We start from the raw sequence: 14485 nt of genomic DNA, 5'->3' as shown, positions 1-14485 counted from the left end.
CATGTTGCTCTCCCCCCAGGATGCCCTGTCGGGCGTGGTCCGCTCCCTGGTGGACACCGCACACGGCCCGGTCCAGTTCCGCAGCGCGGGCACGGCCGCGCAGGTCACGCATGTGCTGCTGCACGGCATCGGCTCGGCTTCGGCCAGCTGGGCTTATCAGCTGGGGGCGGCTGTGGGGCGGCGCGATCTGCGCGTGCTGGCCTGGGACGCGCCCGGCTACGGCCGCAGCGCGCACCTGGACAAGGCCATCCCCGGCGCGCAAGACTATGCCGAGCGCCTGTGGGACTGGCTCGATGCCTTGTATGTCACGCAGCCGGTGGTGCTGGTGGGCCATTCGCTGGGGGCCTTGATGGCCGCCAGTGCCGCCCGCTTGCGGCCCCGTCAGGTCAGCCGCCTGGTCTTGCTGGCACCTGCCAGAGGCTATGGCGATGCTCCTGCCGCCGAACGCGAGCGCGTGGTGCAGGGCCGTCTGGCCAATTTGCAGCAGCTGGGCCCACAAGGCATGGCGCAGGCACGGGGGGCGGCGATGTTGTCGCCCGGAGCGGCACCGGCTTTGCAAGACGCGGTGCGCGAGACCATGGCCCAGATCGATCCGGCGGGCTACACCCAGGCGGTGCAGATGCTGGGGCAGGGACGGTTGGCGCAGGATGTCAAAGCAGGTTCGACGCCCTTTTTGATCGCCAGTGGTGAAGCGGACACCGTCACCACGCCTGCCGCCTGTGATGCCTTTGCCAACGATGTGGCGCAAGCGCGCATCAGCCTGGGGCCGGTGGGGCATGCTTGCCCGCTGGAAGCCCCTGTAGCTGTGAACCAACTGCTGGGCCTGCCCCTTCTGGCCTGAAACTTCAAGATATGACAGAAAAAATGGCCAACGACGACCGCTACACCGTGCCTGGCCTGGCACGGGGCCTGCAATTGCTGATGCAATTCAACCGCGACGAACGCGAACTCAGCGGTGCCGAACTGTCGCGCCGCATGGGCTTGCCCCGGGCCTCGGTGTTTCGCATGCTGTTCACGCTGGAGCAAAACGGGTTTCTGGAACGCTGCCCCGATGGCGTGAGCTACAAGCTGGGCCTGGCGGTGTTGCGTCTGGGCTTTGAATTGCTCGCCTCGATGGAATTGACCGAAGTGGGGCGTCCGGTGATCGAGGAGCTGCGCGACCGCAGCGGTTTCTCGGCCCATCTGGTGGTGCGCGACGCCCGCGATGTGGTCTTCATCGCCAAGGCCGCCGGGGGCAACGCCATGTTCCATTCCATCCAGGTGGGGGCGCGTTTGCCTGCGCACGCCACCGTGCTGGGGCGCACCTTGCTGTCGGACATCGACATGAAAGAGCTGGCGGCGCTCTACCCGGAGCCGACACTGCCCGCCTACACCCCCAAGACGCCGACCAATTTGCAAGACCTCAAGGCCCTGATCGATCAGGACCGTGAAAAAGGTTATGGCGTGAGCATGGGCGGTTACGAAACCGGCATCTCCACCATTGCCGCACCGGTGTTCAATGAACAGGGTCGGGTCGCTGCGGCCATCAGCATCTCGGTGCCTTCGCAGCGCATCGAAGACGATGCGCTGATGCCGCTGGTCGCGCTGGTGCAAGCCTCGGCTGCCCAGATGACCGAACGTCTGAGCCACCTGCCGCAGCGCGGCGGCTGGCCCGCCAAATCCAAGGACAAGAAAACCGCATGAACACGACACCCGACACCATCACCGTGGGCGAGCTGGTCGCCCGTTTTCTGGAAGCGTGTGGCGTGAAGACCGCCTATGGCGTGATCTCCATCCACAACATGCCGATCCTGGACGCCTTCCACACGCGGGGGCAGATCCGCTTTGTTTCGGCACGCGGCGAAGCCGGGGCTTGCAACATGGCCGACGCCGCCGCCCGCGTCAGCGGCGTGCTGGGCGTGTGCGTGACCAGCACCGGCACCGGTTGCGGCAACGCCGCCGGGGCCATGGTGGAGGCCATCACTGCGGGCACGCCGCTGCTGCACCTGACGGGCCAGATCGAGTCGGAGTTTCTGGACCGCGATCTGGGCTTCATCCACGAGCACCCGGCGCAGCTGGCCATGCTCCGGTCGGTGGGCAAGGAGGCGTTTCGCATCCGCAACCCCGAGACCGCGCTGGCCACTTTGCGCGAAGCTGTGCGCGTGGCTTTCACGCCACCGTGCGGCCCGGTGAGCATCGAAATTCCGATCGACGTGCAGGCCATGCGCTTGCCTTTGCCCGCTGACCTGACGCCCTGGCCGGTGGCCCCGCTGGCCCCCTCGCCCGAGGCGGTGCAGGCGCTGGCCGACCGCCTGGCGTCCAAAAAACGCCCCTTGCTGTGGCTGGGCGGCGGTGCCCGGGGCGCGGGGGCTGCGGTGCAGCGCCTGGTGGCCATGGGCTGGGGCGTGGTCACGTCGGTGCAGGGCCGGGGCGTTTTGCCTGAAGACCACCCGGCCAGTCTGGGCTCGTACAACCTGCAAAAACCCAGCGAAGCCTTTTACCAGACGGTCGATGCCCTGCTGGTGGTGGGCTCGCGTTTGCGCAGCAACGAAACCCTGACTTACAAGCTGCAACTGCCCGCGCACCGTTTCCGGATCGATGCCAACGCGCTCGCCCAAAACCGCGCCTACGACAGCGAATACTTTTTGCAAGGCGATGCCCAGCTGACGCTGGACGCCCTGGCCGATGCGCTGGAAGGCCGGATGCAGATCGACCCGGCTTTTCACACCGATTTGAGAAACACCCGGCGCGAAGCCGAAGCCTTGGTGGACAGCACCCTGGGGCCTTACGTCAAGCTCAAGAACACCTTGCAGGCCACGGCGGGCAAAGCCCTGTGGTGGGTCCGTGACATCACCTTGTCCAACACCATGTGGGGCAACCGTGCGCCGGTGCTGGACCACCCGCGTGCGGGCGTGCATGCCCTGGGCGGCGGCATCGGTCAGGGCCTGGCCATGGGCATTGGCGTGGCGCTGACCAACCAGGCGCACGCTTTGGGCCGCAAGACCGTGGTGTTGGCGGGCGATGGCGGTTTCATGCTCAACGTGGGCGAGCTGGCCTGTGCGGCGCAAGAGCGCGCTGACCTGCTGGTGCTGCTGATGAACGACAGCCGTTACGGCGTGATCAAAAACATTCAGGACGCGGTGTACGGCAGCCGCCACTGCTATGTGGAACTGCACAACCCCGACTTCGCGCAGTTTTGCGCCAGCTTGCAGGTGGCGCATCACAAGTTGAGCGACCCGGCGCAGACGGAAAGCGTGTTGCGTCAGGCCCTGCAGACCCCCGGCCCGGTGGTGGTCGAGGTGGACATGGCGGCCTGGGGCGCGTTCCCGGTCAAGTTTGCCGGTCCACCCAAAAAGACCGACTGAGCCATGCGCACGCAAGAACTCACACTGATCGGCTTCGGTGCCATTGGCCGTGCGGTGTTCCAGCGCATGCAGGGGCATGCGGGCGTGCGCATCACGCACATCGTGGTGTCCGAGGCCAAAGTGGCGGTTTTGCAGGCTGAACTGGGCAGCGGCGTGACCGTCACGCAGCAGGTGCCGCAAGGCACCCCTCTGGTGCTCGAATGTGCAGGCCACTCGGCGCTCACAGGCCATGTCTTGCCCGCCTTGCAGCGCGGCATCGAATGCGCCGTGTTGTCCATCGGGGCCATGTCTTCGCCGGGCTTGCCCGAGCAGCTGCAAGCCGCCGCCGAGCAGGGCGGCACCCAGCTGCACTTGCTGGCCGGGGCGATTGGCGGCATCGACGCGCTGGCCGCCGCCCGGCAGGCCGGTCTGGACAGCGTGACCTACATTGGCCGCAAGCCCCCTTCGGGCTGGCGCGGCTCGCCTGCCGAACAGTTGGTGAACCTGGACAGCCTGACCGAGCCCACGGTGATTCTGGAGGCCAGTGCCCGCGAAGCGGCGCGGCTGTACCCCAAAAACGCCAACGTGGCGGCCACCTTGTCGCTGGCCGGTCTGGGCCTGGACCGCACGCAGGTGCGCTTGATCGCAGACCCCACCGTGCGCGAGAACATCCACGAGATCGAGGCCCGGGGCGCCTTTGGCGAGATGCAAGTGCGCATGCGCGGCAAGCCCCTGGCCGACAACCCCAAAACATCGGCCCTCACGGTGCTGTCGGCGCTGCGCTTTTTGCACAACCGCACGGCCAGCGTGACGATCTGACCCGAAAGCCAACAGATGACTGAACACATCCAGACCCTGCTCGCTGGCCGCTGGCGAGATGCCTCGGGGCCTTCTTACACCACCGAATACCCGCACGACGGCTCGCTTGTGACCCAGTTGCATGCTGCCACTGTGGCCGATGTGGACGAAGCCGTGCAAGCGGCCGAGCAAGCCCGCCTGCAACCGGCCTGGGCCAGGCTCATGCCCCATGAACGCGCCGGTGTCTTGCACCGCATCGCCCAGGGCATCCGCGAGCAAGCCGAGGCGCTGGCGCAGCTGCAACGGCTGGACAACGGCAAGCCCATCAAGGAGTGCCGGGCGCTGGTGGCCAGCGCGGCAGGCACCTTCCAGTTTTTTGCGGCGGCGGCTGAAACCTGGGAAGACGCGGTCACGCCCACCCGGGGCGACTTCCTCACCTTGAGCGTGCACGAGCCGCTGGGGGTGGTGGGGGCCATCACGCCGTGGAATTCACCCATCGCCAGCGAGGCCCAGAAAATGGCCCCGGCCCTGGCGGCCGGTTGCGCCATCGTCATCAAACCGGCCGAGATCACGCCGCGCATGGCGATCGAGCTGGCCCGCATCGCGCAGCAGGCGGGCGTGCCGGACGGCATCGTCAGCGTGTTGCCGGGTAAAGGCTCGGTGGTGGGCGATGCGCTGGTGCGCCATCCGCTGGTCAAGCGCATCGCGTTCACCGGCGGCACTGCCGTGGGCATGGGCATCCAGCGCTTGGCCGCCGACAAGCTGATGCCGACCTCGCTGGAGTTGGGGGGCAAGTCGCCCACCATCGTCTGCGCCGACGCCGACCTGGACCATGCGGTGGCCGGGGTGGTTTACGGCATCTTCAGCTCGTCGGGCGAGTCCTGCATCGCAGGTTCGCGGGCCTTTGTGCACGCCTCGGTGTATGACGAGTTCAAGTCGCGCCTGCTGGCCGCGGTCAAAGGCCTGCGCGTGGCCGACCCCGCACTGGAGAGCACCCACATGGGCCCGCTGGTCAACCGGGGGCACCGCGACTCGGTGGAGCGCTACGTGCAGCTGGGGCGTGATGAGGGCGGGCGCATCCTGTGTGGTGGCGTGCGCCCGCAAGGCGGCTATTACGAGCAGGGCAGTTATTACCTGCCCACCGTGATCGAGGGCTTGCCCAACACGGCGCGCATGTGCCGCGAAGAAATTTTTGGCCCGGTGCTGGCGCTGCTGCCCTGGTCCGATGAAGCCGACCTGATCGCGCAGTGCAACGACAACGATTACGGCCTGGCCTCGGGCATCTGGAGCCGCGACTACAAAGCCGCCTGGCGCATCGGCCGCGCCCTGCACACAGGCACCGTGTGGGTCAACACCTACAAGCTGTTTTCGGTCAGCACGCCGTTTGGCGGCGTCAAGTTGAGTGGCACCGGCCGCGAAAAAGGGCGTCAGGGTATTTTGGAATACACCACGCAAAAGAGTTTTTACTGGGGCATGAACGATGCCCCCATGCCTTGGGCCTTGTCATGAAAAAATGGTTGTTGAAAACGGTTTGTGTGCTCGGCTGTGGTGTGGCCATGGCGGCGTCGGCGCAAGAGCGTCTGACCCTCGTTGCACCGTTTCCGCCCGGCGGGCCGGTCGATGTGCTCTCGCGCATTCTGGCCGAGGGCCTGCAAAAGAAAACCGGCCTCACGGCGGTGGTCGAGAACCTGCCCGGGGCGGCGGGCAACTTGGGCATCGACAAGGTCAAACGAGCCAAGCCCGATGGCAAAACACTGCTGGTGGTGCCTGCGGGCAACCTGACCATCAACCCCACCCTGATGCCCAATTTCCCGTTCAACATCGAGCGCGATTTTGTGCCGGTGACCATGCTGGCCAAGGCGCCCAATGTGCTGGTGGCCAGTGCACAGGTCAAGCTGGGCAGCGTGCGCGAGTTGATTGCACAGGCCAGGGCCAAACCGGGCACCTTGTCGTATGCCTCGCCCGGTATCGGCAGCGGCCTGCATTTGGCGGGTGAATTGTTCAAGCAGCAAACCGACACCGACTTGCTGCATGTGCCCTACAAAGGCACCGGGCCTGCGCTCAACGACGTGCTGGGCGGCACCGTGCCCCTGATGTTCAGCAACCTGCCCGCCACGCTGCCCCACATCAAGAGCGGCAAGCTGGTAGCGCTGGGCCTGACCGACACCGTGCGCAGCCCGGTAACGCCCGACATACCCACCCTGGCCGAACAAGGTGTCAGCGGTGTGGTGGTCACCTCCTGGTATGGCCTGCTGGCCCCGGCCGGCACGCCGCCTGCCGTGGCCGAGCAACTGGCCAAAGACGCGGCCGACATCCTGGTCCAACCAGCGGTGCGCGAGCAGCTGCGGGCGCAGGGCCTGAGCGATGCCACGCAAAAGCCCGCCGAATTTGCGGCCCACATCAAGGCCGAAACCCAGACCTGGGCGCGCATCATCAAGGCCCGTGGCATCGTGGCCGAATGAGGAGCTGACACATGGATTTGGGCATTGCCGGAAAAAAAGCCCTGGTGTGCGGGGCCAGTGCGGGTTTGGGCTACGCCTGCGCCCAGGCGCTGGTGCGCGAAGGGGTGGATGTGCTGATCGTGGCGCGCAACGAAGCGCCCTTGCTGGCCGCCGCCGGGCGCTTGCGCAGTGTGGGCGCGGGCGCGGTGCAGTGTGTGGCCGCTGACGTGACCACCGAAGCAGGGCGGGCGCGAATTTTCGAGGTGCAGCACGACTTTGACATGGTGGTCACCAACGCGGGAGGCCCGCCACCGGGTGATTTTCGTGACTGGGACCGTGACACCTGGGTGCGGGCGCTGGAGGCCAACATGCTGGCCCCCATCGAACTGATCAAAGCCACAGTGGACGGCATGATGGCACGCGGCTTCGGGCGCATCGTCAACATCACGTCGAGCGCCGTGAAGTCACCAGTCGATGGTCTGGGCCTGTCCAATGGCGCACGCAGCGGGCTCACGGGTTTTGTGGCCGGGCTGGCACGCACGACCGTTGCCCGGGGCGTGACGATCAACAACCTCTTGCCCGGCACCTTTGACACCGCCCGTCTGGCGGGCAATTTTGCGGCGCAGGCGGCCCGCCAGGGCATCACCCCCGAGCAGGCCATCGCGGCGCGTCTGGCCAAGCACCCGGCGCACCGTTTTGGCCAGCCCGATGAGCTGGGCAACACCTGTGCCTATTTGTGCAGCGTGCACGCCGGGTACATCAACGGCCAGAACATCTTGCTGGATGGCGGCTCGTTTCCGGGCGTCTATTGAGTGGTTCCGCCCCGCTGTTTTGCCAACTTTTCAGGATTGTCAACATGACACTGTCTTTGAACATCGCCATCGTGGGGGCCGGGATCGGCGGCTTGACCGCCGCCATCGCCTTGCGCGCTCAGGGCCACCAGGTCACCGTGTACGAGCAGGCCGCGCAATTCATGCGCGTGGGGGCGGACATTAACCTCACGCCCAACGCAGTGCGCGCTCTGGACGGGCTGGGCGATGCTGTGGCGCAGGGCATTCGCGCCAGCGGCGCACGGCCGACTTTTCGCATCAGCCGCGATTGGGACACGGGGCTGGAGACTTCTCGCCTGCCCATGGGCGACACCGCCGAGCAGCGTTATGGCGCGCCGCAGCTGACCATCCACCGGGCCGATGTGCTGGCGGTCATGGCCCATGCCGTGCCAGCCGAGTGCGTGGTGTTTTCCAAACGCCTGCGCAGCCTCAGTCAAAGCGATGCGGGGGTGCAGTTGGTGTTTGAAGACGGCCAGCAAGCTCTGCACGATGTGGTGCTCGGGGCCGATGGCATCCACTCCAAAGTGCGCACCGCTTTGTTTGGCGAAGAGCAGCCACGCTTTACCGGTGTGGTGTCGTTTCGGGCCGTGGTGCCCACCGACAAGGTGCGCCAGGTGCCCGAGATCGAGGCTTTCACCAAGTGGTGGGGTCCCAACCCGCAAAGCCAGATCGTGACCTTTCCGCTCAACCGGGGGCGCGATACTTTCATTTTTGCGACCACCGGGCAGGACTCCTGGCACGAAGAATCCTGGACCAGCTCGGGTGATGTGCATGAGCTGCGCAGCTTTTACCGCGACTACCACCCGGATGCGCGTGCGCTGCTGGACGCCTGCGACAGTGTGCTCAAAAGTGCGCTGTACGAGCGTGAACCGCTGCCGCAGTGGTCGGTGGGCCGCGTGAGCCTGCTGGGCGATGCCTGCCACCCCATGTTGCCCTTCATGGCGCAAGGCGCGGGCATGGCCATCGAAGACGGTGTGGTGGTGGCCCGTTGCCTGGCGCAGGTGCAGCAGTTGGCCGATGTGGCCCCGGCCTTGCAGCGTTATGCCGCCGCCCGGCAAGCGCGCACGGCCGAGATCCAGATCGGCTCGCGTGGCAACCAGTGGATGAAGACCCAGGGCAATGCCGACGGGGTGTATGGCTATGACGCCTGGGGCGTGGATCTGGGCGGCGTGGCTTGATGCTGCGGATGGCCGCTTTTTTTCGAACAACAATGAGGAGACAAGTGATGCAAAAAAAACGTGGTTTCATTTCCTGTCTGGTGATGGGGCTTGGGGTGATGACAGGCCTGTTGTCGCCGGCCTGGGGGCAGGCCTTTCCCTCGAAAAATGTGAGCCTGGTCGTGCCCTTCCCGCCGGGCGGCGGCCCCGACTTGGTAGCCCGTGTGTTTGCCGAAAAACTCGCGGCCAAATGGGGCAAGCCCGTGGTGGTGGACAACCGCCCGGGTGCCGGTGCTTTGCTGGGTGCGCAGGCGGTGGCCAAGTCGCCCGCCGATGGCCATACCCTGCTCTTGACCACCAACACCATGGTGATCTCGCCCCATGTGCTGGCCCCTGGGGCGGGCGGGGGCATCGATGTGCATGCCGATTTGATGCCGGTGGTGGCCCCGGCCACCACGCCCATGGCCTTGCTGGTCAGCCCCGGGCTGAACGTCAAGGACCTGCCTGCCGCGCTGGCGCTGGCCAAAAGTCAGGCGGGCATGCCCTACGGCAGTGCGGGCAATGGCTCGCCCATGCATTTCGCTGGCGAAATGCTCAAGCGTGCTGCCGGGGTGGACTTGCTGCATGTGCCCTACAAAGGGGTCAACCCTTCGGTCATGGCGGCACTTGGCGGCGAAGTGAAGTTCCTGTTTGTCGGTCTGGGTGGTGCCTTGCCGCACATCAAGGCAGGCAAGCTGGTGCCGGTGGCCGTGACCGAGAAAAACCGCTCACCCTTGTTGCCCGAGGTGCCCACGGCGACCGAACAAGGTGTGCGTGGGGTCGAGGTGAACGCTTGGTACGGCGTGTTTGCGCCTGCGGGCACGCCCGAGCCGGTGCGCAGCAAGATCAACGCCGACATCAACGAGGTGCTCAAGCTGGCGGAGGTGCGTGACAAGCTCGCGGCCGCCGGGCTGGATGTGCTGGGTGGACCGGCCCAGGTGCTGGGTGACTTCATGAAAGCCGACCGGCAACGCTACGGCCTGCTGGCCAAAGAGCTGAACATCAAGGCCGATTGATGAGTCGGGTGAAACGCCCCAACTTTTTGCTGTTCATCACCGACCAGCACCGCGCCGATCACCTGGGTTGCGCCGGGCACCCGATGCTGCGCACCCCGCACATCGATGCGTTGGCGGCGCGGGGTTGTCGCTTCACCGATTTCCATGTGGCCACGCCGATTTGCCAGCCCAACCGGGCTTCGCTGATGACGGGGCGTTTGCCCAGTGCCCATGGCTTGCAGCTCAATGGCCGCGAGCTCTCGCATGGCGAGCGGACTTTTGTGCAGACCCTGCGCGACGCCGGTTACCGCACCGCCCTGGCGGGCAAGAGCCACTTGCAGAACATCACGGCCGTGCCGCCTTTCTGGCCGCAGCCGGGCGAGCGTCTGGCACACGAGTCCAAGGCCTTGTTTCCCGGGCGCTATGGTCAGGAAGTGGCCCGCAGCTGGGACGAAGACGAGGCCTTCGAGCTGAGCTTGCCTTATTACGGCTTTGAACAAGTGGCGCTGACGATTGGCCATGCCGATGAGCAAAGCGGGCATTGGCGGCGCTGGTTGCGTCAGCAAGTGCCCGATGCCGATCGCCTGATCGGGCCGGACAATGCCCACCCCACGCCCGACTGGGCCCTGACCCGTTTGCGCCAGGCCTGGCGCACCCGGGTGCCCGAGGCCTTGTACCCCACGAGCTACATCGCCCGGCAAAGCTGCCAGATGCTGCAGGGACTGGCGGGCGCTGCGCAGCCGTTCTTTCTGCAATGTTCATTTCCCGATCCGCACCACCCGTTCACACCGCCGGGGCGCTATTGGGACCTGTACCGGCCCGGCGATGTGGCGCTGCCGCACAGCTTTGATGCGCCACTGACCGATGCGCCGCCGCCTGTGGCATGGCTGCACGCCCAGCGTGCCGGGCGTGCGCCCTCATTCAAACCCGGCCATGGCACCTTCGCGGTCACCCATCAGGAAGCGCGTGAAGCGCTGGCGCTCAATTACGGCAACATCGCCTGCATCGACGATGCCGTGGGCCAGGTCATGGCTGAGCTGGACCACCTGGGGCTGGCCGACAACACGGTGGTCATCTTCACCAGCGACCACGGCGATTTGCTGGGGGATCGGGGCCTGATGTTCAAAGGGGGCTTGCACTACGGGGGGCTCACCCGGGTGCCCTTTATTTGGGCCGACCCGGCTTTGGCGGCTTCATCTGCGGGGGGGTCATCTGTGACACGCGAAACCCCGGCGCTGGCCCAAACCACCGACATCGCCGCCACAGTGCTGGCGCGGGCGGGCTTGCAGCCTGCCCATGGCATGCAGGGGCAATCCTTGTTGCCGGTGGTGTCGGGGCAAGCCGATGGCCTGCGCACCAGCGTGTTGATCGAGGAAGAGGGGCAGCGCCTGGATTTCAACCTGGGTCAGCGCATCCGGATGCGGACTTTGCGCACCCGTGAGCACCGGCTCACCATTTACGACGGGCAGCCTTGGGGCGAGCTGTGCGATTTGCGGGCAGACCCGCACGAGTTGCGCAATCTCTGGAACGACCCCGCGAGCCAGTCTGTGCGTGCCCGTCTCATGGCCGAATTGGCCTATGCCATGCTGCACCAGACCAACACCAGCCCGTACCCGCTGGCTTCGGCCTGAGTGCTGTTCAGAGGTCCAGCACCAGCCGCTCGCTCTTGCAGCCGGAGACGCAAACCATCATGACCTGGTTGCTGGCTTGTTCGGCCGCACTCAGCACCATGTCCCGGTGGTCGGGTGTGCCTTCGATGACCCGCGTTTCGCAAGCGCCACAAATGCCTTCTTCGCAGCTGAAGGGCACGTTGGCGTTCAGGGCGATCAATTGTTGGTGCAAGGTGGTGTCGGGCGTGACCTCGAAGGTCTTGCCGCTTTGGCGCAGTTCCACCGTGAAGCGCTGGCGGGCGTCGTCGGCGGCTTGGACTTCGACCGCCGCAAAGCGTTCGATGTGGGCATTGGCGTAGCCCAGTTCGGCGCAAATTTTTTCAAACGCATCCAGCATCACTGCCGGGCCGCAGGCGTAAAAGTGGGTGTCGCTTACTGTCCCAGTTGCAGGCGTTCGGGCCGTCAGCAAAGCACGCAGGTCAGGCGGGCCGCCGGCTTCGTCGTCAAAGTGCCAATGCACAGGACAAGCCAGGGCTGCCAGGTCTTCGGTGAAGGCGGCGGATGCGCGTGAGCGTGCCAGATCAATCACCTCAAAGGACCGGCCCAGCGCCTGCAAGCGCCGGGCCATGCTCAGGATGGGCGTGATGCCGATGCCGCCCGCGATCAGCACCGAGTGACCGGCTTCTTCGTGCAAGGGAAAATGGTTGCGCGGTGCGCTGATGGTGAGCACCGTGCCCACGCGCAGTTGCTCATGCACGGCGCGTGAGCCCCCTCGGCTGGCCTTGTCCTTGAGCACCCCCAGCAGGTAGCGGTGCCGCTCGCGGCTGTCGTTGGCCAGCGAGTAACTGCGCACCAGCCCCCCGGGCAGGTGCAGGTCAATGTGGGCACCGGCCTCAAACGGCGGCAGGCTTTCGCCCGGCATGGCGTGCAGCTCCACGCTGAGGATGTCCCGGGCTTCGTGCCGCAGGGTGTGCACCCAGGCTTTCAAGGTGCTCATCTCAGGATTTGGTTTTGTTCAGCTGTTCGGTGGCCAGCTTGCGCAGGTGGCGGCGCAGGCGAACGATGCCCATGTCGTGGGCGTACAGGTGTTCGCGCTGGTTGGCGTCGGGCTCCATGTTTTCCACCGCGACACGGTCTTGTTCCAGCACGTTCCAGTGGCGCTGCTCCAGGCGGTTTTTGTAGAGGAAGCGCCAGGTGTCGCGCTGCCAGCCTTCGACCTTGCGGCAGCGCCAGTGGAAGACCCCGGCTACGCGGTTCGTGATGGGGGTGTAGCTGCCGATGATGGTGAAGTTGCCGCCAGGCCCACCGGTCTTGGGGTAAGGAATTTCCAGTCGCATCAGGTGGATGCCGGTGTTCATCCACTCGGTCCAGTCGAAGTTCACATCGCGCTGGTGTTTCTTTTCGAAAATGAAGCCGTTGTCCAGTTCGCGGATCTGGAACTCGGCCGTCATGTCGCCCTCGGCCATGGTGTGCGACTGCTTGTGCAGATAGGCTCCGTGCATCGGGTCCATCACATTGTCGATCACATAGCGGTAGTCGCCACCCCATTCGGTGTAGCACAGGAACGAGGACCATTCGGGCGAGGTCAGTTGTTCGGGCAGGCGCAGCGGTGGGGCCTCATCCAATGCCGGGTTGCTGGCGTTGAACAAAAAGATCGCGCCGTTGGATTCGGCCGTGTGAAAGCGGCGTGTGGGGCGCGAGCCTTCGAGCTTGCAACCCGGGCTGCCCGGCACGCGCATCACGGTGCCATCGTGGCGCACTTCAACGCCGTGGTAGGGGCAGGCAATGCGGTCGCCCAGGATCACGCCCAGCGACAGCGGTGCGCCCCGGTGCGGGCAGTGGTCTTCCAGCGCATGGACCTGGCCGGTGGCATCGCGCCACAGCGCGATCTTGTAGCCCAGTCGGCGCAGAGAAACCGGATTGTCTTTGACAAAGCCGGAAGGGCAGACCGGAAACCAGAGGTCTTTCAGGCCGACTTCCAGCGCGGCATCGACAGGGTCCAGCTGGACGTTGATGACTTGGGCGTTCATGGCTTTTCCTTGTGCTTGAATCAGGCTGCGGCCAGGCGGGCCATCTCATGCTGGTAGCTCTCGCTTGTCCAGGGCTGGCCGTTGGGCCCCGAGGGTCCGGCCGTGTTCAGGTACTGCACCAGGCCGGGCAGGTCATGGATGCCTGCGGCAAAGGCGCGTTCGATGGAATCGCCCAGCAGGCTTTCGTAGCTTGTGGGTGGCGCGGTGCGGGCCTGGTGGGTGTCGTTGTAAAGCGCAGCTGGGTGGTGTGCCATGGCAGAAAACTCCGGAATGCGTGGGTGAATTGGCAATGTTCAAGCCTTGGGCTTGTCGGTCATGAAGCGGCCGCTGGGGGCTTCGGCGTCTTTCTGGCGACGGGTCTGGCCGTCGATGCCGCCTTTGACGGCCCACTCGGCAAACACCGTCGGGCCGGGTGTGAACTCACGGGGTTGCCAGTGTTCGGTCAGCTCGTCTTCATCGGCGTAGTACTCGACCAACGCGCCTGCGGGGCTGACGAAATACCAGAAGATGGCCGAGGAAATCGGGTGCCGTCCGGGGCCCAGCTCGGTGTCCCAGCCGCAGCGCGACATGTGCAGCCCGCCGCCAAACACCTCGTGCACATCGCGCACGGTGAAGGCCACATGGTTCAGGCCATTGCGGGCCTCGGGCAGTTGCAACAGGAACAGGTCGTGGTGACCCCCACGCGGCGCGCAGCGCAGGAAATGCCCGCGCCCGGGGTAGCGGTCCGAGACCACAAAGCCCAGCACGTCCTGATAGAACTGAGAGACTTTCTCCAGTTCCTTGACGAAAAACACCACATGCCCCACCTCGATGGGGCGTGCACGGTCATAAGCGGGACTGGGCTGGTTGACTCGGTTTCGGTCAGACCAGGTGTTGCTTTGAGCGCAATCGAGTTCCAGTGTTTTTTTGCGGCTGACCTGTACCCGCACGGCCAGGCCGCAGGGGTCTGTGCAGCCGATGCGCCCTTCTTGCTGCACGAAGCCCGGCCACTGTTGCATGGCTGCGCTGTAGTGGGCCAGATCGGCTTCGCCTTCCACGCCCCAGACCACTTCGCGCAGGGTCGGGTCGGCTTCCACACCGGCAGGCAGGCCCGGTGTGTCGGAGTGGGCCACGATCACCCGGCAACCGTTGAGTGATTCATAGAGCAGGCGTGTGGGCGTTTCCTCGACCAGCGTCAGGCCCCAATCCAGAAAGAACTGGCGGCAACGGGCGATGTCTTGGGCCCCGAAAGTGATTTCGTCGATACCGAGAACGCTCATATT

The 14485-nt window shown here is 65.4% G+C and carries 14 protein-coding genes; 10 read left to right on the top strand and 4 right to left on the bottom strand.

Going from position 1 to position 14485, the window contains the following annotated elements; genetic code table 11:
* Position 1 precedes the first annotated feature (1 nt).
* From B9Z47_RS09150 to B9Z47_RS09105, 10 genes are read left to right on the top strand one after another with little or no spacing between them, the layout of a single operon-like run.
* Positions 2 to 841 carry an alpha/beta fold hydrolase gene (locus B9Z47_RS09150; protein ID WP_108330944.1) on the top strand — a complete coding sequence of 280 codons (840 nt, stop codon included), beginning with the start codon at positions 2 to 4 and terminating at the stop codon, positions 839 to 841.
* An 11-nt stretch (positions 842 to 852) separates the two neighbouring features.
* Positions 853 to 1683 (top strand): IclR family transcriptional regulator, encoded by an 831-nt coding sequence (locus B9Z47_RS09145; protein WP_233253735.1) that lies wholly within the window; start codon positions 853 to 855, stop codon positions 1681 to 1683.
* Entirely contained in the window at positions 1680 to 3344 is a 1665-nt protein-coding gene (locus B9Z47_RS09140; RefSeq protein WP_108330943.1) for a thiamine pyrophosphate-binding protein, read from the top strand. Before B9Z47_RS09145 ends, B9Z47_RS09140 begins: the two co-directional genes overlap by 4 nt.
* A gap of 3 nt (positions 3345 to 3347) precedes the next feature.
* Complete coding sequence (locus B9Z47_RS09135; protein WP_108330942.1) at positions 3348 to 4142, top strand: aspartate dehydrogenase; 795 nt, start codon at positions 3348 to 3350, stop codon at positions 4140 to 4142.
* Positions 4143 to 4157: 15 nt separating this feature from the next.
* Positions 4158 to 5630, top strand: a complete 1473-nt coding sequence (locus B9Z47_RS09130; RefSeq protein ID WP_108330941.1) for an aldehyde dehydrogenase — start codon at positions 4158 to 4160, stop codon at positions 5628 to 5630.
* Positions 5631 to 5677: 47 nt separating this feature from the next.
* Positions 5678 to 6583 (top strand): tripartite tricarboxylate transporter substrate binding protein, encoded by a 906-nt coding sequence (locus tag B9Z47_RS09125; protein ID WP_233253756.1) that lies wholly within the window; start codon positions 5678 to 5680, stop codon positions 6581 to 6583.
* Positions 6584 to 6594: 11 nt separating this feature from the next.
* Complete coding sequence (locus B9Z47_RS09120) at positions 6595 to 7374, top strand: SDR family oxidoreductase (RefSeq protein ID WP_108330939.1); 780 nt, start codon at positions 6595 to 6597, stop codon at positions 7372 to 7374.
* Positions 7375 to 7418: 44 nt separating this feature from the next.
* Positions 7419 to 8570, top strand: coding sequence for an FAD-dependent monooxygenase (locus tag B9Z47_RS09115; RefSeq protein ID WP_108330938.1), 1152 nt, complete (start codon positions 7419 to 7421; stop codon positions 8568 to 8570).
* Between the two features lie 47 nt (positions 8571 to 8617).
* Positions 8618 to 9604: a tripartite tricarboxylate transporter substrate binding protein gene (locus B9Z47_RS09110; protein ID WP_158271655.1), complete on the top strand. Its 987-nt coding sequence runs from the start codon at positions 8618 to 8620 to the stop codon at positions 9602 to 9604.
* Positions 9604 to 11214, top strand: coding sequence for a sulfatase (locus tag B9Z47_RS09105; RefSeq protein WP_108330936.1), 1611 nt, complete (start codon positions 9604 to 9606; stop codon positions 11212 to 11214). Before B9Z47_RS09110 ends, B9Z47_RS09105 begins: the two co-directional genes overlap by 1 nt.
* Before the next feature lie 7 nt (positions 11215 to 11221).
* On the opposite strand, the gene B9Z47_RS09100 is transcribed toward B9Z47_RS09105, so the two are convergent.
* Genes B9Z47_RS09100 through B9Z47_RS09085 form a run of 4 tightly spaced genes read right to left on the bottom strand, consistent with a single transcriptional unit; the run spans position 11222 to position 14482 of the window.
* Positions 11222 to 12190 (bottom strand): PDR/VanB family oxidoreductase, encoded by a 969-nt coding sequence (locus tag B9Z47_RS09100; RefSeq protein WP_108330935.1) that lies wholly within the window; start codon positions 12188 to 12190, stop codon positions 11222 to 11224.
* Position 12191: 1 nt separating this feature from the next.
* Positions 12192 to 13223, bottom strand: coding sequence for an aromatic ring-hydroxylating dioxygenase subunit alpha (locus B9Z47_RS09095; protein ID WP_108330934.1), 1032 nt, complete (start codon positions 13221 to 13223; stop codon positions 12192 to 12194).
* Between the two features lie 20 nt (positions 13224 to 13243).
* Positions 13244 to 13477, bottom strand: coding sequence for a recombinase-like helix-turn-helix domain-containing protein (locus B9Z47_RS09090; protein WP_108330933.1), 234 nt, complete (start codon positions 13475 to 13477; stop codon positions 13244 to 13246).
* Positions 13478 to 13516: 39 nt separating this feature from the next.
* Positions 13517 to 14482: a VOC family protein gene (locus B9Z47_RS09085; protein WP_108330932.1), complete on the bottom strand. Its 966-nt coding sequence runs from the start codon at positions 14480 to 14482 to the stop codon at positions 13517 to 13519.
* Positions 14483 to 14485 lie beyond the last annotated feature (3 nt).

Origin of the sequence: Limnohabitans sp. 2KL-1, from assembly GCF_003063435.1 — a bacterium.
Lineage (GTDB): Bacteria > Pseudomonadota > Gammaproteobacteria > Burkholderiales > Burkholderiaceae_C > Limnohabitans_A.
The sequence above is the reverse complement of the archived record's forward strand: the minus strand, read 5'-3'. Positions and strand labels throughout refer to the sequence as shown.